At 64.3% G+C, this 21,694-nt stretch carries 15 protein-coding genes; 5 read left to right on the top strand and 10 right to left on the bottom strand.

Features of this window, described 5'->3' with window-relative positions; translation table 11 throughout:
• The first annotated feature begins 44 nt into the window (after positions 1–44).
• Positions 45–1,859 carry an ABC transporter ATP-binding protein gene (locus JVX98_RS03015; RefSeq protein ID WP_205236811.1) on the top strand — a complete coding sequence of 605 codons (1,815 nt, stop codon included), beginning with the start codon at positions 45–47 and terminating at the stop codon, positions 1,857–1,859.
• Between the two features lie 54 nt (positions 1,860–1,913).
• Here JVX98_RS03015 and JVX98_RS03010 read toward each other — a convergent pair whose 3' ends face one another.
• The 4 genes from JVX98_RS03010 to JVX98_RS02995 form a co-directional block, all read right to left on the bottom strand.
• Positions 1,914–3,128, bottom strand: a complete 1,215-nt coding sequence (locus JVX98_RS03010) for a TIGR03862 family flavoprotein (protein ID WP_205236810.1) — start codon at positions 3,126–3,128, stop codon at positions 1,914–1,916.
• 80 nt (positions 3,129–3,208) lie between these two features.
• Positions 3,209–4,282: an amino acid ABC transporter permease gene (locus JVX98_RS03005; protein WP_205236809.1), complete on the bottom strand. Its 1,074-nt coding sequence runs from the start codon at positions 4,280–4,282 to the stop codon at positions 3,209–3,211.
• Positions 4,279–5,469, bottom strand: a complete 1,191-nt coding sequence (locus tag JVX98_RS03000; RefSeq protein ID WP_205236808.1) for an amino acid ABC transporter permease — start codon at positions 5,467–5,469, stop codon at positions 4,279–4,281. The genes JVX98_RS03005 and JVX98_RS03000 overlap by 4 nt, the downstream gene beginning before the upstream one ends.
• A 20-nt stretch (positions 5,470–5,489) precedes the next feature.
• Positions 5,490–6,533, bottom strand: coding sequence for an amino acid ABC transporter substrate-binding protein (locus JVX98_RS02995; RefSeq protein WP_192449472.1), 1,044 nt, complete (start codon positions 6,531–6,533; stop codon positions 5,490–5,492).
• 374 nt (positions 6,534–6,907) lie between these two features.
• Between JVX98_RS02995 and JVX98_RS02990 the strand changes: the two genes are divergently transcribed.
• Positions 6,908–7,945, top strand: a complete 1,038-nt coding sequence (locus JVX98_RS02990; protein ID WP_205236807.1) for a DUF930 domain-containing protein — start codon at positions 6,908–6,910, stop codon at positions 7,943–7,945.
• A gap of 184 nt (positions 7,946–8,129) precedes the next feature.
• On the opposite strand, the gene JVX98_RS02985 is transcribed toward JVX98_RS02990, so the two are convergent.
• Positions 8,130–9,332, bottom strand: coding sequence for an MFS transporter (locus tag JVX98_RS02985; RefSeq protein ID WP_205236806.1), 1,203 nt, complete (start codon positions 9,330–9,332; stop codon positions 8,130–8,132).
• A 107-nt stretch (positions 9,333–9,439) separates the two neighbouring features.
• Between JVX98_RS02985 and JVX98_RS02980 the strand changes: the two genes are divergently transcribed.
• Positions 9,440–10,378 (top strand): AraC family transcriptional regulator, encoded by a 939-nt coding sequence (locus JVX98_RS02980; RefSeq protein ID WP_205236805.1) that lies wholly within the window; start codon positions 9,440–9,442, stop codon positions 10,376–10,378.
• Positions 10,379–10,397: 19 nt separating this feature from the next.
• Here the strand turns inward: JVX98_RS02980 and JVX98_RS02975 are convergent, their stop codons facing one another.
• The 5 genes from JVX98_RS02975 to JVX98_RS02955 all read right to left on the bottom strand — a co-directional run bounded on the left by JVX98_RS02975 (position 10,398) and on the right by JVX98_RS02955 (position 19,384).
• Positions 10,398–13,196 (bottom strand): autotransporter domain-containing protein, encoded by a 2,799-nt coding sequence (locus tag JVX98_RS02975; protein WP_205236804.1) that lies wholly within the window; start codon positions 13,194–13,196, stop codon positions 10,398–10,400.
• Between the two features lie 198 nt (positions 13,197–13,394).
• Positions 13,395–14,039 carry a zinc-binding dehydrogenase gene (locus JVX98_RS02970; RefSeq protein WP_246764856.1) on the bottom strand — a complete coding sequence of 215 codons (645 nt, stop codon included), beginning with the start codon at positions 14,037–14,039 and terminating at the stop codon, positions 13,395–13,397.
• 16 nt (positions 14,040–14,055) lie between these two features.
• Complete coding sequence (gene adiC / locus JVX98_RS02965; RefSeq protein ID WP_192449477.1) at positions 14,056–15,621, bottom strand: arginine/agmatine antiporter; 1,566 nt, start codon at positions 15,619–15,621, stop codon at positions 14,056–14,058.
• Between the two features lie 22 nt (positions 15,622–15,643).
• Positions 15,644–17,944, bottom strand: a complete 2,301-nt coding sequence (locus JVX98_RS02960) for an Orn/Lys/Arg decarboxylase N-terminal domain-containing protein (RefSeq protein ID WP_205236803.1) — start codon at positions 17,942–17,944, stop codon at positions 15,644–15,646.
• Between the two features lie 54 nt (positions 17,945–17,998).
• Complete coding sequence (locus tag JVX98_RS02955) at positions 17,999–19,384, bottom strand: amino acid permease (protein ID WP_246764855.1); 1,386 nt, start codon at positions 19,382–19,384, stop codon at positions 17,999–18,001.
• Positions 19,385–19,676: 292 nt separating this feature from the next.
• Between JVX98_RS02955 and JVX98_RS02950 the strand changes: the two genes are divergently transcribed.
• The gene (locus tag JVX98_RS02950) at positions 19,677–20,735 is read left to right on the top strand and encodes a P1 family peptidase (RefSeq protein ID WP_205236802.1); all 1,059 of its coding nucleotides are present in this window, start codon (positions 19,677–19,679) and stop codon (positions 20,733–20,735) included.
• Between the two features lie 72 nt (positions 20,736–20,807).
• Positions 20,808–21,668: a D-amino-acid transaminase gene (locus JVX98_RS02945; RefSeq protein WP_192449480.1), complete on the top strand. Its 861-nt coding sequence runs from the start codon at positions 20,808–20,810 to the stop codon at positions 21,666–21,668.
• Positions 21,669–21,694: the final 26 nt, after the last annotated feature.

The following is a 21,694-nucleotide window of genomic DNA, read 5'->3' as shown; positions in this document are numbered from 1 at the left end:
CTGATCTTGTTTGAGGCCGATGCGTCGCGCATCGGGCGATTGTTATGGCTTTTACTCGTATTGACCTGCGCGGCGGTGCGTTCCGCAGCGTTCTCGGATTCACCTGGTCGCACTGGAAAGCGCAGCCGCTGCGCATCAGCGTCATTCTCGGCATGGTTCTCCTGTCGACGCTCGCCGACGTCCTGACGCCGCTCTATTCGGGCCGGCTCGTGGACGCCGTCGTTTCCGGTGTGGCGACCGATCAGCTTGCCTGGGATGCGGCGCTTGCCGCCTTCTGGATGCTGATGGCGCTGTCGCTCGGCGCGATCATTCTCAGGCACTTCACCTTCCTGGGGGTCACCGATCTGACCCTCAAGATGATGACCGACATCGCGTCGGCTGCGTTTTATCGCATCCAGCGCTTCTCGACCGACTGGCATGCCAACAGCTTTGCCGGATCGACGGTGCGCAAGGTGACGCGCGGCATGTGGGCGCTCGATCTGTTGAACGACACCTTGCTCGTCGCCCTGTTTCCGTCCGTCGTGATGCTGGTCGGATCGACAATCCTGATGTCGTTCTATTGGCCGATGATGGGCGTCATCATCGGTATCGGGTCGATCGTCTTCATCCTGATGACGATCGTGCTGTCGCTCGGCTATGTGGCGCCGATGGCAAGCCTTGCCAACCGGTGGGACACCAAGCTCGGCGGGGCGCTCGCCGATGCCGTGAGCTGCAACATCGTCGTCAAGGGTTTTGGCGGCGAAGGCCGCGAGGACGCACGCCTTGCCAAGGTGCTCGCCAAATGGCGTGACCGTACGCGCCGCACCTGGATCCGCGGCACGACAAACGGCACGTCGCAGGGCGCCATGCTGCTCATTCTGCGCGCGGCGGTGATTGGTTTTGCGTTGTTCCTCTGGTCGAAGGGCCAGGCGACGGCCGGCGACATCACCTTCGTGCTCACCTCGTTCTTCATCCTGCAGGGTTACTTGCGTGAAGTCGGGCAGCACATCCGCAACCTGCAGCGCTCGATCAACGACATGGAAGAGCTTGTCGACATCCACGGCCAGTCGCTCGGCATCGACGACAAGGCGGATGCCAAGCCGATCCGGATCACCGACGGCCGCATCGAGTTCAAGGATGTGACGTTCCACTACGGTGCGCACCGCAAGCCGCTCTACGACCGGTTCTCGGTGACGATCCGGGAGGGCGAGCGTGTCGGTCTCGTCGGGCATTCCGGTTCGGGCAAGACGACCTTCGTCAAGCTGATCCAGCGCCTGCACGACCTGAAAGCCGGCGACATCCGCATCGATGGTCAGGACATAGCGTCGGTGACGCAGACCTCGCTGCGCCAGCAGATCGCGATCGTCCAGCAGGAGCCGATCCTGTTCCATCGCTCTCTGTCGGAAAACATCGCCTATGCGCGGCCGAACGCCACGCAGAGCGAGATCGAGAAGGCGGCGAAGCTTGCAAGCGCCCACGACTTCATCACGGCGCTGCCGAAAGGATACGGCACGTTGGTGGGCGAACGCGGCGTCAAGCTCTCGGGCGGCGAGCGCCAGCGCATCGCCATTGCTCGCGCGTTCCTCGCGGACGCACCGATCCTGATCCTCGACGAGGCGACATCGAGCCTCGATTCGGAATCGGAGGTGCTGATCCAGCAGGCGATGGAGCGGCTGATGCTCGGGCGCACGACGCTGGTCATCGCGCACCGGCTGTCGACTGTTCGTGCGCTCGACCGGTTGCTGGTCTTCGACCACGGCCGGATCGCCGAGGAGGGCACACACGACGCGCTGATCCGCCTCGACGGCGGCATCTACCGTGGTCTCTTCGAGCGCCAGGCGCTGGAATTGACCAAGGGGCTGGTACTGAACGACCAGTAAGGCTTTGACGCCACTTGAAACGATCGCCGCGCCTGGCAAGGGCGCGGCGATTTTTTATGTCGCTCGGCTAAGCCAGCGATCGAGCCCGCGCGCCGCCGCACGCCCGGTCGCAAAGCAGGCGGTCAGCAGATAGCCCCCGGTCGGCGCTTCCCAGTCGATCATTTCGCCGGCGACGAAGGTGCCGGGCATTGATTTCAGCATGTATTCGTCATCGATCGCGGACCAGGCGATGCCGCCGGCCGACGAGATGGCTTCGGCGATCGGGCGCGGGCGGACGAGCCGGATTGGCAGCGCCTTGATCAAGGCCGCAAGTTCTGAAGGTGGCAAACGCGCGGCATCAGGCGAAACCTCACGCACCAGCGCCGCTTTCACCCCTTCGAGGCCAGCCCCCTTGCGCAGGCGATTGGAGAAGCTGGTCTTGCTATCGAAGCGGCCAAGGTCTTTTGCCAATTTCTCGACGGTGCGCCCTGGGGTAAGGTCGACCACCAGGTCGGCCGTTTCGCCGCGCGACAGTCGGTCCCGAAGCGCGCTCGTGTGTGCATAGACGAGACTACCTTCGATACCGGTCTCGCTGACGACGAATTCGCCCGGGACGGTGCCCGCTTCCGAGGTCGCGGTGACGCCCTTCAGCGCCGCGCCGGCGAAGCGATCGCGGAAGGTCGCGCTCCAGTCGACATCGAAGCCGCAATTGGCGGGTTGGAACTTGGCGACTAACACGTCCCTGTGTTCCAGCCATGGTGTCCAGGCGGCATCGGATCCGAGGCGCGGATAGCTGGCGCCACCGAGCGCAAGCAGGGTCGCATCGGCGCTGACAAGCGTCTTGCCGTCGGGAGTATCGAACGCAAGCGCGTTGCCCTCAAAACCTGTCCAGCGGTGCCGCGTCAGGATGCGAACGCCGCGGCCTTCCAGCGACTTGAGCCAGGCGCGTAGCAGCGGCGACGCCTTCATCACCTCTGGGAAGACGCGGCCCGAGGAACCGACGAAGGTCTCCGTGCCGAGCGTCTTTGCCCAACGCCTGATGTCATCCGGCGTGAACGCGTCCAGCGCTGCGCGCAGTCGCGGCGAGGCATCGCCGAAGCGCTCGGCAAAGGCGGCATAGGGCTCGGAATGGGTGATGTTCAGACCCGACTTGCCGGCGAGCAGGAATTTGCGCGCCACCGTCGGCATGCTGTCATAGACGGTGACCGCGTGGCCGCGCTCGGACAGCACCTCGGCGGCCATCAAGCCGCTCGGTCCGCCGCCAATGACGACGATGTTTTTTTGTCTCATGCGCTTTGCCCGGTCACAGATTTCGCTTCGGCGCACTCTTGGCCCGGCGGCGCGTGGCACGCAACCCCCGTCGGATGCGCCTATCGGCGATGGCCTCCGTTGAGCTTCCTCTCCAGCCAGAGGCTGTAGCGAGAGCCGGTGAAGCAGATGGCGAAATAGACCAGCGCCGCGAAGATATAGGCCTCGCTGTAAAAGCCGAGCCAGGCGGGGTCGGTGGCCGAGGTCTTGGCGGCATTCAGCAGATCGTAGATGCCGATGACGGCCAGCAGCGAGGTGTTGAGCACGATGCCGATCGACAGGTTGACGATCGCCGGGATGACGGCCCGCAGCGCCTGCGGCAGCACCACCAGCCGGAGCATCTGGATCCGGCCAAGGCCAAGCGACAGGGCCGCCTCCTTCTGACCCGCCGGGATCACTTGCAGGCCGGCGCGGATGATCTCGGCGAGATAGGCGGAGAAGAACAGCGTGACGCCGATCTGTGCGCGCAGCAACTTGTCGATGGCCGCGCCGCTCGGCAGCGCCATCGGTACGATCAGCATCGCCACGTAGAGAACGGCGATCATAGGCACGCCGCGCAGCACTTCGATGAAGGCGATGGCCAGGGACCGAACGATGCCCATGTCCGACTGGCGGACAAGGGCCAGCAGCAGCGCGATCGGGAAGGCAAAGGCGAGGCCGGCGATCGAGACTGTGAGCGTAATCGGCAGCCCGCCCCAATGATTGGTCGAGACCGGTTCCAAGCCCGACGTCCCCGCCATCAGCAGCCAGATGCCGACGAGCGCCAGCAACCAGACCGGCACCAGGCGGAAGCTCCAGAAACGGGGAATGGCGGAGACCGTCAGCAGCGCAGCGATAAGGACGATCACCAGCACGGGGCGCCATTGCAGCGGCGGTGGGAAGAAGGCAAACAGCATGAACCGAAACTTGGCGCCGACAAAGGCCCAGCAGGCGCCAGCGCCTTCCGCGGCGCAATCGGCCGCCGTGCCGGTCCAGACGGCATCGATGACGGCCCAACGGACAAAGGGAAGAGCAAGCCAGAGGAGCGCGGCGAGTGTTGCCAGCGTGACGAGGCCATTGGCCCAGCCACTGAAGAGGCCTTCGCGCCAGCGGTGCCAGTCGGGTGCAACCGGCGGCGCAAGTTCGATCTGGCTCATCGTTTTCCTTCTCCGCGCAGGACCACGCGCCGGTTGTAGAGGTTCATGAGGGCCGAAACCGAAAGGCTGATGGTCAGGTAGACGGCGCCGATGAGGATGATCGCTTCGAGCGCCTGACCGGTGGTGTTGGCCGTCGTGTTGGCGACGCTGACGAGATCGGGGTAACCAATTGCGACCGCGAGGCTCGAATTCTTGGTCAGATCGAGAAAGCTCGAAATCATCAGCGGCGTGATCACCCGAAGCGCCTGCGGCAGTACGACGAGGCGCATGATCTGCGCGGGCTTCAGCCCGAGTGCGCGAGCGGCTTCCCATTGACCCGATGCCACCGACTGGATGCCGCTGCGCACGATCTCGGAAATCGAAGCGGAGGCATTGACGACGAGGCCGATCAGCAGCGCGGCGAATTCCGGGGTCAGCGATAGGCCGCCGCGAATGTTGAAGCCGCCCTTGGCAGGCACTTCGACCGATGCGCTGAAGCCGAGGGATACGAGAGCGAAATAGAAGATTGCTAACGCGCCGAGTACGGTGCCGGCGGTTTTCGGCAGATAGAACGTCGCGCCCGCCAGCAGGCGCCTGGAAATGACGAGTGCCGCGAAGACGGTCAGGAGCACCGCGGGCAGCCATACGGAGGCCGGCAGGCCGTCGACCGAAAGCGAGGGCAGAAAAACGCCGCGATTGCTGAGATAGACGCTGCCCAGAAACGTATAGGCGCCGCGCGGCGGCGGAAGCGCGCGGATGATCGCACTCCACAGGAACAGTTGCAGCAACAAAGGCGTGTTGCGCAGAAGCTCGACATAGCCATGGGCGAAGGTCGCGAGCAGCAGATTGCCGGACAGCCTGAAGATGCCGAGTGCGACACCGAGTACGGTTGCAAGCAGACATCCGACGAGCGCGACCTTGACCGTATTGGCGATGCCGGCGGCCAGCGCCCGGGCGTAGCTGTCGCCGGCCGCGTAAGGAAGGACGCTTTCGCCGATCTCGAAATTGGCCTGATGGGAGAGGAAGGCAAAGCCCGGCGTCAGTCCCATGCGGTGCATGCTCTCGGCGGTGTTCTGGCCGAGAAACGCAAAGAGCAGCAGCACGCCGACAAAGAGCAGGCCTTGCTGCAAAGGCAGAGGCCCGATCCACGACACGAGGCGCGAGACGGGTCCGGGCCCCGAAGGGCCCGGTTGGATGTGGCGTGTCATGGGAAGGACCATGAACCGGCTCAACGGAACGGCGGCGAATAGAGCAGGCCGCCGGCCGTCCAGGGCTGGTTGTAGCCGCGCTCGAAGTTGAGCGGCGTGCCCTTGCCGACGTTGCGCTCGAAGATCTCGCCGTAGTTGCCGACGGTCTTGACGATGTTGTAGGCGAATTTCGGATCGAGACCGATGGCTTCGCCGAGCGATGGGTCGACGCCGAGGAAGCGCTTGATCGCAGGGTCTTCGCTCTTGAGGAAGGTATCGACATTGTCCTTGGTGATGCCGAACTCTTCCGCCTGGATCGTCGCGTAGACGGTCCAGTTGACGATTTCGAGCCATTGGTCGTCACCGGCGCGAATTGCCGGTGCCAAGGGCTCCTTCGACAGGCGCTCCGGCAGAAGCACGTAGTCGTCGGGCTTGGAGAGCTGGGTGCGCTTGGCGGCAAGGTCGGTCGCATCCTGGGTCAGCGCGTCGACACGGCCACTGTCGAGCGCCTTCAGGAACTCGCCGGTCTCCTCGATCGTGACCGGCGTGAAAGCCTTGCCAGTCTTGCGGAAGAAATCGGCGATGTTGAGTTCGCCGGTGGTGCCGCTCTGGACGCCGATCGTCGCACCGTCGAGCTCCTCGCCCTTGGATACGCCGAGGTCCTTGCGCACCAGCAGGCCCTGGCCGTCATAGAAGACGACGGGGCCGAAGTGGAAGCCGAGCTTGAAGGCGCGGCTCACCGTCTGGGTGACGCCCGAAAGCAGAATGTCGAACTCGCCCGACTGCAGCGCCGGCAGACGCTGCTGCGGCGAGGAATTGGTGAACTCGACCTTTTCGGCATCGTTGAAGACGGTAATCGCGATGGCGCGGCCGAAGTCGACGAAGAAGCCCTGCCAGCGGCCGTTGCTATCGGGCGAGAAGAAGCCTGGCGTGGTGCCGACGCCGACCTTGATGACGCCGCGCGCCTTGATCTTGTCGAGCGTTTCGCCGGCAAGCGCCGAAGTGGCGATCAGGCCGGCCGCCAGCGCTGCCGTCGCGGCAAAGGCTTTTGTGAAAAGTTTTCGGTGAGTGGAAGTTCGCTGCATAAGGGTCCCCAAAGCCAAAGAATGTCATTGCGCCACCGGCCAGAGCCGCTTGAGGCGTGCCTAAAAATTAAATCTATAGAAATTATATAATAGGTATGATTGTGCGAAATAAGCGCGGGACCCGAAACAGATTTCGCCGCCTCGTTTTTGCCGGGAACGTTTTTGACAAGAGCTCATCAGTTGCTGGCGATGACCCCAGAAGGGGGGCATTGCATTTGCCCTCGACCGATGACCGGCAGGCTGCAGCGCAAAACTCCGGCTGCATATGCAGGCCTATGCCTCTTGTTGAGATCGGCGGAAGCTCCTAGGTTCCGCCCGTCGATTGGTTTATCTCCTTGGCGATGCAGCTTTTTGCGGGAAATTGGCGGGAACGGATGGGATGGGGCGCACCGGTGTCGGTCGCCCTGCACCTCGTCGTAGCCCTTTTCCTTTTGTACGACCTGCCGTTCGAGCTGCCGAAGCCGCCGAAGGAGCAGACCGTCAACGTCGAACTCGTTCCGCCGCCGGCAGAGGCGAAAGAGCCGAAGAAGGCCGAGCAGAAGCAGGCAGAACAAAAGAAGGCGGCGCCGAAAAAGGGCGAAGAGAAGAAGGCCGAACAGCCGAAACCGCAACCCAAGCCGGCGCAGCAAATGCCGCAATCGTTCGCCTCGGCGATGGCCAAGACCAAACAGGACAACAAGGAGGCCGAGCTTCCGCCGGCCGCGCGCGAGACGGAGAAAAAGACCGAGGCTTCCGAGCCGGCAAAGGCCGTGGACGACAAGGCAAAGCCGTCGGATAAGCCGGCAACGGCGCCTTCGACCGAGAAAAAAGAACCGGTCAAGGAGCCGAAGCCTCCGTCAACGCTTGCCGTGCCTGCGAGATCCACAGACAGCGCCACACAGAAGGCGGATGAAAAGCCTGCGGTAACGGTGGCCGAAGCCAAGCCTGAACCAAAAGAGACGCCTGACGCCAAGGCGCAGACGGCCAAATCGGAAGGGACCACAAAGACCAAGCCGGCCGATGCTGCGGCAAAGGTCGAACTCAAGCCCGTTCCGAGCACGTTGACCGAAGCAAAAGAACTTTATTCTGCAAAGTCGATTGCCGATCCGCGGGTGAAGCAGGCCTTGATCAACCTGCCGGTCAAGAGGCGGATCCTGCAACTGTGCAATCTCGAGGCACTGGAACAGATCCGAAGTCAACGGCCGGATACCCCACCCGAAGGACTGGTGCCGTTCGGACCGAAGGGCGGCTTCATCGCCAAAAACCGTATGGACGCCAGCGGTGGGGCCTACCAGAACAAATCGAATTGGTACGACGTCGACTTCAATTGCGTCGTCAATGAAGATGCGACCGAAGTGACCTCCTTCAGCATCGCGATCGGTGGCGAAGTGCCGAAAGCAGCCTGGAAGGAGCGGCGGCTTCCGGGGAATTGATCTTGGCGACGTGGGTGGAGGGGTGTGTGGTCTCCGACGAGCCCACTACGCTCGCTGTGTGCAGCGCTCGCCGTGACCCCCGGTCGACGCGCTGCGCTGAGAATCGCTTTGCCTGCCGAACCCAATGAGCCCGGCAGGCGCAGGTGCGAGTTGCCACTCCCGCACCAAGCTGATGCGATTGTTGTTACTCCGCCGGTTGAAGAACCCGCTCGCGATAGACAGACACCAGCGAGGTGCCGAGCATCGCGGCCACGGCGGCAAAGAGGAAGACGCCGGCCGGGCCCTGCAGTTCGACGAGCAGGCCGCCGAGGATTGCGCCGGTGGAAATGGCGATCTGGAAGGTGGTGAGCGTTGCGGCCCCCGCACCTTCGGCCTCGTCGCCGGCAGCCCGGCTGAGGAACGACTGGACACTGACCGGCAGGGCGCCGAAGGCGAAGCCCCAGGCGGCGATCGCAACGATCGCGACGGCCGGTAGCGCGCCTGCAAGCCCCAGGATCAAGGTGGTGGAGGCGACGCCGGCCGCCGCCGACATCATCGCAAGGCGTGTGCTGCGTTCGGCCAGAAAGCCGCCGGCAATGTTGCCGAAGAAGCCGCCGACGCCGAAGGCGAGCAGGATGGCGGTGATCGCCTCGACGCCGAACTGCGGCACCTGTTCGAGGAACGGGCGGACATAGGTGAAGCCGGCAAAGTGACCCGTGACGACGAGCAGGATGGTTGCCAGGCCAAGCCGGATCGCGGGACGCTTCAATACGTTGAGGATGGTATTGAGGCCGGTGGTCCCCCTCGGCGGCAGGCGCGGAACGGTCAGCGCCTGGACGATGAAGGTGACGATGCCGACGGCGGCGGCAAGCAGGAAGGCGTAGCGCCAGCCGAGCGTCGCGCCGATCCAGGCGCCGACCGGGGCCGCGCAGACGGTCGCGATCGAGACACCGGACATCACGATCGCCATGGCGCGCGGCATCAGCCGGCCTGGAACGAGCCGCATGGCAAGCGCCAACGACAGGGCCCAGAAACCGCCAAGGCCAATGCCGAGCAGGAAGCGCGCGACAAGCAGCATCGGCAGGCTGGATGCGAAGCCGGCGATCAGGCTGGAAATGATGAGAAGCGCCGTCAATGTGAGCAGCACGTTGCGGCGGTCGAAGCGACCGGTGTAGACGACGATCGCCGGGCCGGCGATGGCCGCGACGACGGCCGTGGTCGTCACGGATTGTCCGGCCGCGCCGACGGTAACGCCGAGATCGGCCGACATCGGCGTCAGCAGGCTTGCCGGCAGAAATTCCGCCGTGACCAGGCCGAAAACGCCGAGCGCCAGGGATACGACCGCCGCCCATAGCGGCTTTTCTTGTTCATCCGCCTCGCCCGAAGGCCTTGCGACGATGCCATCCATAACTTTCATCTCCATTGCAGGTGAGATGAAAATATGCATGTGCAACTGGAGTTTCTATGCTAGAAAATCCAAAACACTATGCCGTTTGTCCAAAGCTGGAGTGACCCATGACCGATGCGCTGACCGACATCCTGCGCGGCCTGAGGTTAGACGGAGTGGAATATGGGCGTTGCCAGCCCTGTGCGCCATGGGCAACCTCCTATCCGGCGCAGGAACCAGCGCGTTTTCACTTTCTCGCGTCCGGTTCGGCCCATCTCCAGAGCCCCGATGGCGCCTGGGTGGAGCTGACGCCGGGCGATGCCGTGCTCTTGCCGCGCGGCGACGCGCATGTGCTCGCCAGCAAGCCCGGCCTGCCGACGATCTCGATCCACGACCTGCCGAAACGGCAGCTTTGCGACGGCATCGTCGACGTGCAATGCCCCAATTCCGATACCCAGAACCTGCTGTTCTTCGCGGTGATGCAGTTCAATGTCGACCGGCTGCACCCGCTCCTGCAGCTCATGCCGTCGGTGATGCGGACCAGCGACCTTGCCTCAAGCGAGCCGTCGATCCCGTCGCTGCTCGATACCATGACGCGCGAGGCGGCGATGCAGCGCGTCGGCTCCGGCGGGATCCTGGCGCGGCTTGCCGACGTGCTGACCGCGACGATCATCCGCGCCTGGGTGGAGCACGGCTGCGGCACGTCGACCGGCTGGCTTGCCGCCGTGCGTCATCCGGAGGTCGGCCGGGTGCTCGCCGCCATCCATCTCGACCCGACGAAGGACTGGACCGTACCGGAACTGGCAAAGCTCATGGGCGCGTCGCGCTCCGGTTTCGCCCAGCGCTTCGCCGATACCGTCGGCGAGACGCCGGCGCGCTACGTGGCACGGATGCGCATGCACCAGGCGCATCAGTGGCTGCGCGAAGGAAAGCGCGTCGCCCATGTCGCCAACCGTCTCGGCTATGATTCCGAGGCTTCCTTCAGCCGCGCCTTCCGCAAGATCATGGGCGCGCCGCCAAGCCATTCGCGAAACCTGATGCCGGCGCCCGAGCAGATCGCTTCGTGACCGGCGTGGCCAGCGGCTGCTAGAACTTGACGGCGAGATCGGCCCGCACGCCGTGATCGTGAGCGGCCGAGGCGATCTGCCCCTGATAGGAGATCCCAAGCGTTGCCGCCGGTGTAACGGCAAAGTCGAAACCGGCCTCGATGAGGGCGCTGTCCCGCGCGATCGGTGCGCCGGCGACCGAAAAGGCGTCGCTGCCGGAAAACGCCTGGGAAACCGCCGGCGTGACGTCGCCATACGCGTGTCGCCAACCAATGACGCCTCGGGCGGTAGCTTTTGCCGTTCCAAGGTCGAAATCGGTCGCCAGCCGCAGGCCGAGCGTGGTGAAGGTCATGTCGTCGGAGCCGCCGCGTACGGATAGCGCCGCTGCGCCGCCCTTCTCCGTGAAGCTGTCGGTCTGCACGTTGACATCGGCGAGATTGGCAAAGGGCTCGAATGAAAGACTGCCCGCCTGCATGCCATAGCCGAACTCGCCGAACACCTGCGTGGTGCCGGCGCGGTAGTCGGCGGTCAGGCTATCGACCAGCGCCGGCGAGATCACATTGCGGCTGCTGTCGATATCGCTCCACGTATAGGCAAGGCCCGAGCGGAACGACAGGGCGCCCCACTGCGTGCCGCCATAGACGCCGAGATGATAGTTGTCGCTGGAGGTCGAAGAACGGCGGTCGTCCACCTTGAAGCTCGACGAACTGTACCCGGCGAGGAAGCCGAGTCTCCAGTCATCTTTGACGAGGCCGTCGACACCGGCGACGAAGCCGCCGGTGGAACGCGACAGCGCGGCGGCGTTGCCGTCGCCATCCGTATGGCCCCAGGCGCCGAAGGCGGAACCCCAAGCGCCGTAACGTTCCGCTGCCGCGATCGACCCGGTGGTGAGATCGTCCGCTGCCACGATCGGCCGTGCCTTCGCGCCGACGGTCTCGAAGGCCGAGCGCAGCCGGTCGTTCATCTGGTTGCCGATGACTTGGCTGTTTTCGATCAAGCCGGTCACGGTCGAGCCGTAGACTTCGCCGGGCAGCTGGCCGAAAAGATCGGAGGCGGTCGCGGCGTCAAGGGTCACCGCGAGATCATGCAGGGATCGGCCGATGCCAAGACGCTCGATTACGGCAGCGGTTGCCGCAGCGTTGCGGGTGGTTGCTACATCGGCGAAGGCCACGCCGTTGCGGGCGACGTCGAGATAGACGGTGGTCGGGTCGTAGGCCAGTGAGAGATCGAGGAAGGCATGACAGCCACAGTCATCCTCGAAACGCCCGCTTACGCCGCTCGCTGCGGACAGGATGGTATGGCGGCCGTCACCCCGGTAGTTTTCTGGCCTCACTCTGACATCCACCATACCGGCGATGCCCGCCGTGCCGGTGACATCCAGCCGGCTGGTCCCGTCGGGGGCGTCGAGATTGACGAGGAACCAGGCGTCGGGCGACTGGCGGTAGTCGCCGTCCACGGTGAGTGTACCGCCCTTGCGGCCCCAGCCGGGATTGACGGCGCCGTCATTGTTGACATTGCCGTAGATGGTGCCGTTGCCGGAGAGTGTGCCGTTCCCGTCAGCAAAGGTCTCGGAGGCAATGCTGCCGGCAATCGCAAGAAAACCGCCATCGACGCGTGTGGAGCCGTGATAGGTGCTGTCGCCGGCCAAGATCAATATGCCGTCGCCCGACTTGATTAGCCCTCCCGCGCCGGTGATGTTGTTTGACCACTCGCTTTCGCCGTCGGTAATCACGGCATGGAAATCACCCCAGTCGAATTTTCCGGGGCCCCGTACCGCCCGGCCGGCGCTGACGAGGCCGTAGCCGAAAACCGGATCGACGCCAGGAAGCCCGATGTCGGTGGCGGTGCCCAGCAATACCTGCCGGATCTGAGCCATTGTCATATAGGGAAAGGCCTGCGCTACCAGGGCTGCCGTTCCCGAGACGAAGGGGGCGGCCAGCGATGTACCGGTTTCTCTGCTGTATGCACCGCCGGGAACCGCAACCATGATGTTGTCTTGCGGGTTCGCCCATACCCACTCGCCTTTGTCTGGATCCCATAGTGTCGCGTCGCCGCCGCCCGGTGCAGTCAGGCACCAGTTCATGGCAACGCCGCACCTGTTCGACCAATCGGGAATATGCGTTGGACTGGTCGCCACGACGGCAAGCCAGCCCTGTTCCAGTTCCGGGAAAAGGTGTGGAAGACCGGCGCCCACGGAAGGTTGTGTGGCACCGTCGTTCATCGCTGAAAAGACGAGGAGTCCTCCGCGCGAGACCGCGTAGCGATAGGTGGACAGATTGTTTGAGAGCTCCGCTTCAACTTGTTCGGCGGTCGTTTCCGTAATGAAGCCATCGCCAAAGCTGTTGTTGATGATCTTCACACCCCGGTCGATGAGCGTGCGGATTCCGTAGTTGGCGGCATCGGTATTGATGTAGCCAGGGATGTCCGAGGCCCCTACCTGAACGATAGTCGCGCCTGGCGCAACGCCGTGCATGCCGGCGCCATCGCGATTGGCCGCGATCACCGAGGCGACCGTTGTCCCATGCCCCTCCGCCACGAACGTCCATGGTTTCTCCGGGTCGTAGGTAATTCCCTCCGCATAGCGCCCGGCGAACTCGGGATGGGTGATGTCGAGGCCGCTGTCGACCACGCCGACCTTGATCCCGCTGCCGTCGTAGCCCAGCATGTAGGCATACTCGGCGTCGATCCTGCCAAGCCCCCACTGCGCCTCGAATTCCGGCGTGCGCCAGGTCTCCGGATCGCCGGGGTCACCCACATCCTGTGCGAGCGCAAATGGTGACAATGCGGTCGACAGCAGGAGCGTGGCGAGGTGGATAACGATACGGGGGTTCTTTTCCAAGGCAGTTCCTCAAGGGCCTGGCATCGCGTTGCGTCCGTGGCGCAGGGTATTGAAGGAAAACGGAAATTCACGAAGTGGGCGCGCGGAGGCTAGCCTCGCATGTCGGCCGACGAAATACGGCAATTGCCGTATTTCGTCGGCGTGGTTCATCGAATTCTCGATCTGCGCCTCGAGCCGGCAGGGCCGGCAGTCTCTCGGTCAGGGCGCAACCGACGCTTGATCTGCTTGTGGCACGTCAGACGGCCCGCGGCTCATCACGACTTTTCCGACCATTGCGCCGCCCTCCACCAGGCGGTGTCCCTCCTCCAGGTTTTCGGCCGAAAACGGCGACAGGCATTTCGTCATGGTGGACCGCAAAACGCCCGCATCCGTGAGCGAGGCGACCTCCTTCAGGATGCGATGCTGCCCGATGAGATCGGCAGTGCCATAGAGCGGGCGGGTGAACACCATTTCCCAGTGGAGCGAAAGGCTCTTGGCCTTGAGTGGTGCGGCATCGAGGCTGTCGTGATCGTCGATCACACCGATCTTTCCATGCGGCTCGATGATCTCGATCAGCTCGGCAAGGTGCTGCGCGGTGTGCGTCAACGAGGCGACATAGCGCACCGGTGGCGCTTCCAACGCTTCCACCTGCTGTGGCAACGGCCGGCGATGGTCGAGGACATGATGCGCGCCCATCTGCAAGCACCAGTCTCGGCTTTTCTCGCGCGACGCGGTCGCAATCACCGTCAGGCCGGTCAGTCTGCAGGCGAGTTGCGTCAGCACGGTGCCGACCCCGCCGGCACCGCCGACGATGGACGACAAGTAGCCGTTCACCGAAGGACGAGGGGCGGCGGCTGCATCCACCGCCCCTTTTTCTTGGCTATTGCGCCGGCTGGCTCTCTGCCGGCAACACGGCCGCCGGTGAGCCGGCGGCGGGTTGCACGGTGCTTTCGGCCGGTGGGACCGGTGAGCGCGTTCGCAGCGTTTCGGCGCGATGGCGGCCGACCGAGACCCAGAACAGCGCGACGAGGGCTGCGACCGTCACGGTGACGGTGACGTAGCGAATCCAGGTCGGGGCATGGCCGCCGGGGTCGATGTGCTTCTCCTCGATCTCGCGCTTGCGGGTGATCGCGGCCGAGTAGAAGACGATCGTCGAGATCACGAAGATCAGCGACCAGCGCGTCTGTTCACCGTCGGAACCGATCAACGCCACCAGGCTGTAGATCGCCGCGGCCAGGCCGATGATCACATACCAGTTGTATGTGCTTGCCGGCATCTTCTTGTAGCCGAGCACCTTGATGGAGATCGCCGAGTAGATGTAGGGCAGCAGCGTCATGATCACGGCGATCGAGGCGATCTTGCCGAACTGCTCGCTGGCCGTCGGCGACATCGTCGCAAAGACCTGCACGGTCATGATCACCGCGACGATCGCAAGGCCGGCCGAGGGAACGCCCTTGGAGTTGACTTTGGCGAAGATCGAACCGAAGAGCCCGTCATCGGCCGCAGCCTTGGCGGTCTGCCCGACGAGCAGCGTCCAGCCGGCAAGCGAGCCCAGGCAGCCGAGGGCTGCGCAGATCGCGACGACGGCACCGGCCGTATCGCCGAGCGCCAGGCGCGCGGCATCGGCAAAGGGCGCCGAGGAAGCGATCAGCTCCTTGTTCGGGATCATGCCCATGATGACGGTCGACGACAGGATATAGGCGACGGCGGCGAGGATAACGCCGCCAACGGTCGCGATCGGCACGTTGCGCTGCGGGTCACGCACGACGCCCGCCGAGACCGAGGCGCTTTCGACGCCGATGAAGGCCCAGAGGGTGAAGTTGAGCGTTGCCATGATCGCCGCCCAGCTGTCCTTGCCCGACACGTTCCACCCTTCGGAGAAGGTCGCCGGCGAGAACCAGAACCAACCGAAGATCGCCATGCCGAGGATCGGCACCAAAGCGAAGGAGGTGGTGAAGGACTGCAGCCTGCCGACGACGTTCGGCCCGAGAATGTTGGCGTAGGTGAAGAACCAGATCAGCGCCACCTGCGCCAGCGCCGAGACCAACGGATCGCGCAGCATCGGGAAGAAGGCGGTGAGGTAACCGAGACCGGCGACCGCCAGGCCGACATTGCCGACGACGTTGGCGAGCCAGTAGATGAGGTTCGTCTGGTAGCCCATGTAGTCGCCGAAGGCCTTGCGCGTATAGGCGTAGGGCCCGCCGGCGGCGGGGTCGATCGCCGCCAGCTTGGCGAAGGTCAGCGCCAGCGCGATGGCGCCGGCAATGGTGATCAGCCATCCGAAGACGGCGATGGACCCGACCGCGGCAAGGTTCGCCGGTAGCATGAAGACGCCGGAGCCCATCATGTTGCCCGCGACCATCAAGGTCGCGGGCACAAGGCCGATCTTGGCGGATTCCGCGACGCCCGCGGATGTGGGTTTGGAAGCGCTATCGACAACAGCCATGTTCGTCGCTCCTGAAGCCGGTTCAACGGGTCAAGACATAGACGCGGTAAAGGCCATCCTCGACCTCCACCCCGTGCGTGTCATGGGTGAAACCGGGGAACCGGAGGTCATAGGCCTCGAGCGCCTTGAGATAACCGAGGACCGGACCATCGGCGGGGCCGGCGTTTTCGCCCGGCATCAGCAGCGGAATGCCCGGCGGATAGGGCACGACGCCGGTCGCGACCGTGCGGCCGGCCAAATGGTCGAGCGTCACCTGTTCCACCTCGCCGCGCACCAGCCGCTCATAGGCGCGCACCGGGCTCAGGTCCGGATGCGGCAGCACGGAGAAACCGGCAGCCATGGAGGCCGTGGTCTTCAACTGGTCCATCGCCGAGAACATCGTGTCGGCAAGATCCTTGAGGCCCATGCCGGCGTAGCGCTCCGGGTGGTCCTCGATCAGCGACGGGATCGCCACTTCCAGGGTGAGGTTGGCGTCGTAGTCGCGCTTGAAGTCGCAAAGCGCGCTGACGAGCGAGCCCCACTTGCCCTTGGTGATGCCGAGCGAGAAAAGGAACAGGATGGTGAAGTCGGTTGTCTTCTCGACGACGATGCCGCGGGCATCGAGATAGGCGGTGACGAGGCTCGCGGGGATGCCGACCGGCATCAGACCGCCGCCGGGCGCAACACCCGGCGTGACGATCGAGACCTTGATCGGGTCAAGCATGCAATAACCGTCTTCGATCTCGCCGAATCCGTGCCATGCGGCTCCCGGCTTCAGCACCCAGCAGGACGGATCGGTCGCAAGGGATTCCGGCGAGGCTTCGTGGAAGGGGCTGGTGCGGCCGGTCTTCGGGTCGCGCACCGTGTCCGGCTGCCAGCAATCGAAGAACCAGTCACCGCGCTCGCCAGCGTCGTTGGCGAGCCGCGACATCATCAGGCGGAAGGAGACCGCTTCCTCGATCGATTCATTGGTGAGCGCCGCTCCGCCGGGGCCGTCCATCATCGCAGCCGAAACGTCGTTCGAGGCGATGATCGCGTAGTTCGGCGAGGTCGAGGCGTGCATCATGAACGTCTCGTTGAAGATGCCGTGCGGGATCGGCTTCCTTCCGTCGCGCACATGGATGAAGGAGGCCTGAGAAAGGGCGGCCAAAAGCTTGTGCGTCGACTGGGTGGCAAAGACCGTCGGCTTGTCGGCCGTATGCGCCTTCGGATCGCCGTGCATGGCGTGGCGGTCGCGATAGATCGGGTTGAAGCGGGCGTAGCCGTACCAGGCTTCGTCGAAATGCAGCCGGTCGACGCTGGCGCCGAGCAGTTCCTCGACACGGGTGACGTTGTAGCAAAGACCGTCATAGGTCGAGTTGGTGATGATCGCGTGCTTCGGCTCCTTGTCCGAGAGGTCGGCGGCAAGCGGGTTCTGGTCGATCGCCTTGCGGATCGCCACTGCCGTCAGCCGTTCCGGCGGAATCGGCCCGATGATGCCGTAGTGGTTCCGGGTCGGCACCAGATAGGTCGGCACGGCGCCCGACATGGTCATCGCGTGTTCGGCCGACTTGTGGCAATTGCGGTCGCAAAGTGCGATCTGGTCGCGGCTGACGCTCGCCATCAGGATGACGCGGTTGGATGTCGAGGAGCCGTTGGTGACGTGGTAGCTGCGGTGCGAGCCGAAGACGCGGGCGGCATACTTTTCGCTGGCGCCGATCGGGCCGGAATGGTCGAGCAGCGACCCAAGTTCGCCGACAGAAATCGACAGGTCCGAGCGCAGCAGCGGCTCGCCGAAGAACTCGAAGAAGGCGCGGCCGGGCGGGGACTTGAGGAACCCGGTACCACCGGTGTGGCCCGGCGTGTGCCAGGAATATTCATGCACCTGCGAGAACTGGGCGAGCGCCTTGAACATCGGCGGCAGGACGGTGGAACGATAGCGCTCGATTGCCGCCTGGATGCGCCCGCCGACGAAGTCCATCGTGTCTTCGAGCATCCAGACGAAGTCGTCGACCTTCGCCATGATGTCGGCGGGCACCGACGAGGCGACGCTGCGGTCTGCAAGCAGCAGCAATGGAACGGTGCCGTTGCGCTTGCGCAGCGCCTCGACGACGCCGATCGATTGTTCGTGACCGTCCGGCCCGAGATCCCAGTCGACCAGCACGCATTGGAGAGCGGGATCGGACCTGATCACGGCGATACCGTCGTCAGCGCTTTCGGCGGTCACCACCTCGATCTGGCGGCGCTCGAGTTCCGCGATCAGCGACCGAACGGCGCGGCCGGCAGCACTTTCCTCGCTGATCTCGTCGTCAAGAACGAGTGCCTTCATGCCGAGGCGGCGGTGACCTCTGTTTGACGTGCTCATATCCAATCCTCTCCATAGTTCGGTGCTAGGTGCGGGTGGGGGTATTTCGAAGTGTCAGCTGGTGGACGGCTCCTTCCTCTCGACTGACAGGTAAACGGGCAGTGCCACGAGCAGCAGGAGCAGGCACCAGAGGCCCGCCTGAGGTCCGCTGCCGTAGACCGTCCAAAGGGAAAAGACGAAAGCGACCAGCGCATAGGGCTTGTAGGGGCCGATGCGGATGCCGGCCCACTCCGCGTCGCGCGGACGCGCGAGCGCCAGGAAAAGCGCGCCCTCGACGAGGCTGCAGAAGACGTAGGGCACCATGGCCGCCGTGGTCGAAAGATCGACTGCGAAGCGATAAACAGCCATCAGCCCGGAGACGCCCGAGGTCTGCAGCACCAGCAGTGCCGAGGCGAGCAGCATCGACACGACGATGCCCCATTGAGGGACGCCGCGGCTCGACAGGCGGCCGAAAACCGGCGGGAACAGGCCGTCTCGCGCCGCCGCCATTGGCACCTGCGCCATCAGCAGCGTCCAGCCGTTGAGCGCGCCGATCGACGAAAGCACGACCGCGGCAGCCACGAGAGTGCTCCCCCACCCGCCCCACATCATGAAGGCCGCATCGGAAAAGGGGGCGGCAGAACGGGCAAGCGCCTCGCGCGGAACCGTGCCCATCACCACGAGCGTGCCGAGGATGAAGATCAGGCCGCAGCAGAGCGTGCCGAGCACCGTCGCCCGCGGGATCGTGCGTTTCGGATCGTCGACATCGCCGGCCGGGACGGTGGCAGACTCGATGCCGAGAAAGGCGAACATCGTCAGCGGGGCGGTCGCCGAGATCAGCCCCAGGACGGAAAGCCCGCTCGGGTTGACGGGTGTGAGGTTCTGCGGCTCGATCCAGAAGAGGCCGAGAAGGGCGATGGCGATGAAGGGAACGAGCTTCAGCCCGACGGTGACGATCTGGAAGCGGCCGGCGCTCTTGACGCCGAACATGTTGATGGCGGCGACCAGCCACATGGCGGCAAGCGAAACCGCGGTGAACCCGCCTGGCACATGCTGAAGGTTCGGGAAGAAGACGGCGAGATAACCGGCGAAGGCCATGGCAATCGCCGGCAGCGACGCCCAGATCGATATCCAGTAGGCCCAGGCGACGAGGAAGCCGGCAAACGGCCCGAAAGCCATGCGGCTGTAGGCGTAGGGGCCGCCGGTCGCGGGCCTGACGCTGGCAAGCCGCGCAAAGACCAGCCCGAGGCACATGGCGGCAATGGCCATGCCGACCCAGCCGACGAGCGCTGCGGCGCCATAGGGGGCGAGCGCTGCAGGCGACAGGTAGAAACCGGAGCCGATGATATTGCCGACGACGAGCGCCGAGCAGGCCCAGATGCCGAGGCTCGGGCGAACGTCCGTCCCTGCGGACGTCATTTGCGAAGGATTGCCGGCGGTTGCATCAAGCGGCTTCATCATCGAGTGCCGTCGTTCCAAATGCCAAGGACGAGGCGAACTTATGAACTGTTTCTTATGGTTGCAACTGCTTTATTTCACTCCACTATCAGTCGCCGCATGCGCCGACGCGGTGCTTCTGCAAGATCGGTTTTGACCGCCGGTCGTGACGAGCCTCCACGATCGCTGGCGTTGCAGGCTTCTCATGAAACTATTCCATTTTTGCGATGCCGTTTTGCCGCCGGGGGATGTAGGTTGCCCTGCGACGAAATGCCTGCTTCGCGAACGGGCCGATGGACAGGAAAACGACGAAAAAATGACGAATATCAAGCGCTTGCGCCTTCGAGATCTTGGTTTCCGGCCAGGTGTCTACGAGCCGGGTCCGCTCAACGCGATCACCGATGTCCCGGGTGTTGCCGTCGGCCAGGCCACCGTTGTCGATGCGGACCGCATCCGCACCGGGGCGACCGCCATCCTGCCGCATGACGGCAACCTCTTTCAGGATAAGGTGCCGGCCGGCTTCGCCGTGCTCAACGGCTTCGGCAAGTTTGCGGGTTCCACCCAGATCGACGAACTTGGCGAGCTGGAAACGCCCGTCGTTCTCACCAACACGCTGGCGACGGGGCGGGCTATCGAGGCCGTCAATCGCTGGACGCTGGCGCAGCCGGGCAACGAGAAGGTGGTGTCGCTGAACGCGGTCGTCGGTGAGACAAACGATTCCCGCCTCAACGACATCCGCGCCGGTCGGCCGACGATCGACGAGATCGGCGCTGCCCTGGCCGCTGCGAAGGCCGGTGCCGTCGAAGAGGGGGCTGTCGGTGCCGGAACCGGCACGGTGGCCTTCGGGCTGAAGGGCGGCATCGGCACGAGTTCGCGCCTTGTGAAGGCGGCCGGCTCGGTCTTTACGCTCGGCGTGCTCGTCCAATCCAATTATGGCGGCCGGCTCACCGTCTGCGGCCGTGCCTACGATGCGCCGGCGGCACACGACCGGGACGGCTCGATCGTTATCGTGGTTGCAACCGATGCGCCGCTGTCTGCCCGCAATCTCAAGCGCCTGGCCGAACGCGCCTTCGGCGGTCTTGCCCGCACCGGGGCGGCACTCAGCAACGGTTCCGGCGACTATGCGCTTGCCTTCTCGACTGCGGCTAGTGTGCGCCGCACCAAGGCGCGGCGAGCCGCGATCGCCGACTATCCCGACCTTCCGAACGACCTGATGTCGCCGCTCTTTGAAGCCGCGATCGAGACGACCGAGGAGGCGATCCTCAATTCTCTGACGATGGCGTGCACGACGCACGGCTTCAACGCCGCGAACGGCAAGCCGAGCACGGTCGAGGCGATCTCGCTCGAACGGCTTCGCGCGCTCAACGAACACTGATTTTGCGCCTCTGTATCGCGCCCGGTGTTGCGGTCCATGCGCTTCTGCCAAACCAATTCCTACGGAGCCCCCATGTCCCAGCCGTCCATCCGCACCGTCTATCTCAACGGCGAGTTTTTGCCGGAGAACGAAGCGCGCCTCTCGATCTTCGACCGCGGCTTCCTCTTCGGCGATGGCATCTACGAGGTCACCGCCGTGCTCGAAGGCAAGCTGATCGACAGCGCCTCGCATATGGCGCGCCTGGAGCGCTGCGCGCGTGAAATCGATGTGTCGTTGCCGGTATCGACCGACGAGATCGTCGCAATCGAAAAGCGGCTGATCAAAGAAAACGGCCTTGTCGAAGGCATGGTCTATCTGCAGCTCACCCGGGGCGCCGAGGACCGGAACTTTCTGTTCTCAGAGGATATCAAGCCGACGCTGGTGCTCTTCACCCAGGCAAAGACGCTGGTGACCGCGACCACCAAGGGGCTGTCGGTCAAGACCGTGCCCGACCAGCGCTGGGCGCGCCGCGACATCAAGAGCGTGTGCCTGCTGCCGCAGGTGATCGCCAAGCGGATCGCCAAGGCCGAAGGCTGCGATGAGGCCTGGATGATCGAGGAGGGGTTCGTGACCGAAGGCGCATCCTCGACCGCCTACATCGTGACTGCGGACAACCGCATCGTCACGCGCGGCAACAGTCAAAAGACGCTGCCCGGCTGCACCAGGCTCGCGGCTCTGGCGCTCGCCGCCGAACAGGGAATGACGCTGGAAGAACGCCCCTTCACGCTCGAAGAGGCGCTCAATGCTCGCGAAGCGTGCCTCACCAGCGCTTCAAACTTCGTTGCTCCGATCACCCGCATCGACGGCAAGCCCGTCGGTAGCGGTGAGCCGGGCCCGGTGGTCAAGCGCCTGCGCGAGCTCTATCTGGAGCACGCGCGGCGAACGGCGATCTAGCTCGACTGTGTGGGCCGGGCTGTCGC

Origin of the sequence: Ensifer sp. PDNC004, from assembly GCF_016919405.1 — a bacterium.
In the GTDB taxonomy this organism is placed as follows: Bacteria; Pseudomonadota; Alphaproteobacteria; order Rhizobiales; family Rhizobiaceae; genus Ensifer.
This window is presented reverse-complemented; position numbering and strand designations above follow the sequence as displayed.

What these genes read in the sequence shown, in the direction of transcription:
- JVX98_RS02945 (WP_192449480.1), top strand. Translation starts at nt 20,808, where the DNA reads ATGTCCCAGCCGTCCATCCGCACCGTCTATCTCAACGGCGAGTTTTTG.
- JVX98_RS02980 (WP_205236805.1), top strand. Translation starts at nt 9,440, where the DNA reads ATGACCGATGCGCTGACCGACATCCTGCGCGGCCTGAGGTTAGACGGA.
- JVX98_RS03000 (WP_205236808.1), bottom strand. Translation starts at nt 5,469, where the DNA reads ATGACACGCCACATCCAACCGGGCCCTTCGGGGCCCGGACCCGTCTCG.
- JVX98_RS02950 (WP_205236802.1), top strand. Translation starts at nt 19,677, where the DNA reads ATGACGAATATCAAGCGCTTGCGCCTTCGAGATCTTGGTTTCCGGCCA.
- JVX98_RS02990 (WP_205236807.1), top strand. Translation starts at nt 6,908, where the DNA reads ATGGGATGGGGCGCACCGGTGTCGGTCGCCCTGCACCTCGTCGTAGCC.
- adiC (WP_192449477.1), bottom strand. Translation starts at nt 15,621, where the DNA reads ATGGCTGTTGTCGATAGCGCTTCCAAACCCACATCCGCGGGCGTCGCG.
- JVX98_RS03005 (WP_205236809.1), bottom strand. Translation starts at nt 4,282, where the DNA reads ATGAGCCAGATCGAACTTGCGCCGCCGGTTGCACCCGACTGGCACCGC.
- JVX98_RS02955 (WP_246764855.1), bottom strand. Translation starts at nt 19,384, where the DNA reads ATGATGAAGCCGCTTGATGCAACCGCCGGCAATCCTTCGCAAATGACG.
- JVX98_RS03015 (WP_205236811.1), top strand. Translation starts at nt 45, where the DNA reads ATGGCTTTTACTCGTATTGACCTGCGCGGCGGTGCGTTCCGCAGCGTT.
- JVX98_RS02960 (WP_205236803.1), bottom strand. Translation starts at nt 17,944, where the DNA reads ATGAGCACGTCAAACAGAGGTCACCGCCGCCTCGGCATGAAGGCACTC.
- JVX98_RS02995 (WP_192449472.1), bottom strand. Translation starts at nt 6,533, where the DNA reads ATGCAGCGAACTTCCACTCACCGAAAACTTTTCACAAAAGCCTTTGCC.
- JVX98_RS02985 (WP_205236806.1), bottom strand. Translation starts at nt 9,332, where the DNA reads ATGGATGGCATCGTCGCAAGGCCTTCGGGCGAGGCGGATGAACAAGAA.
- JVX98_RS03010 (WP_205236810.1), bottom strand. Translation starts at nt 3,128, where the DNA reads ATGAGACAAAAAAACATCGTCGTCATTGGCGGCGGACCGAGCGGCTTG.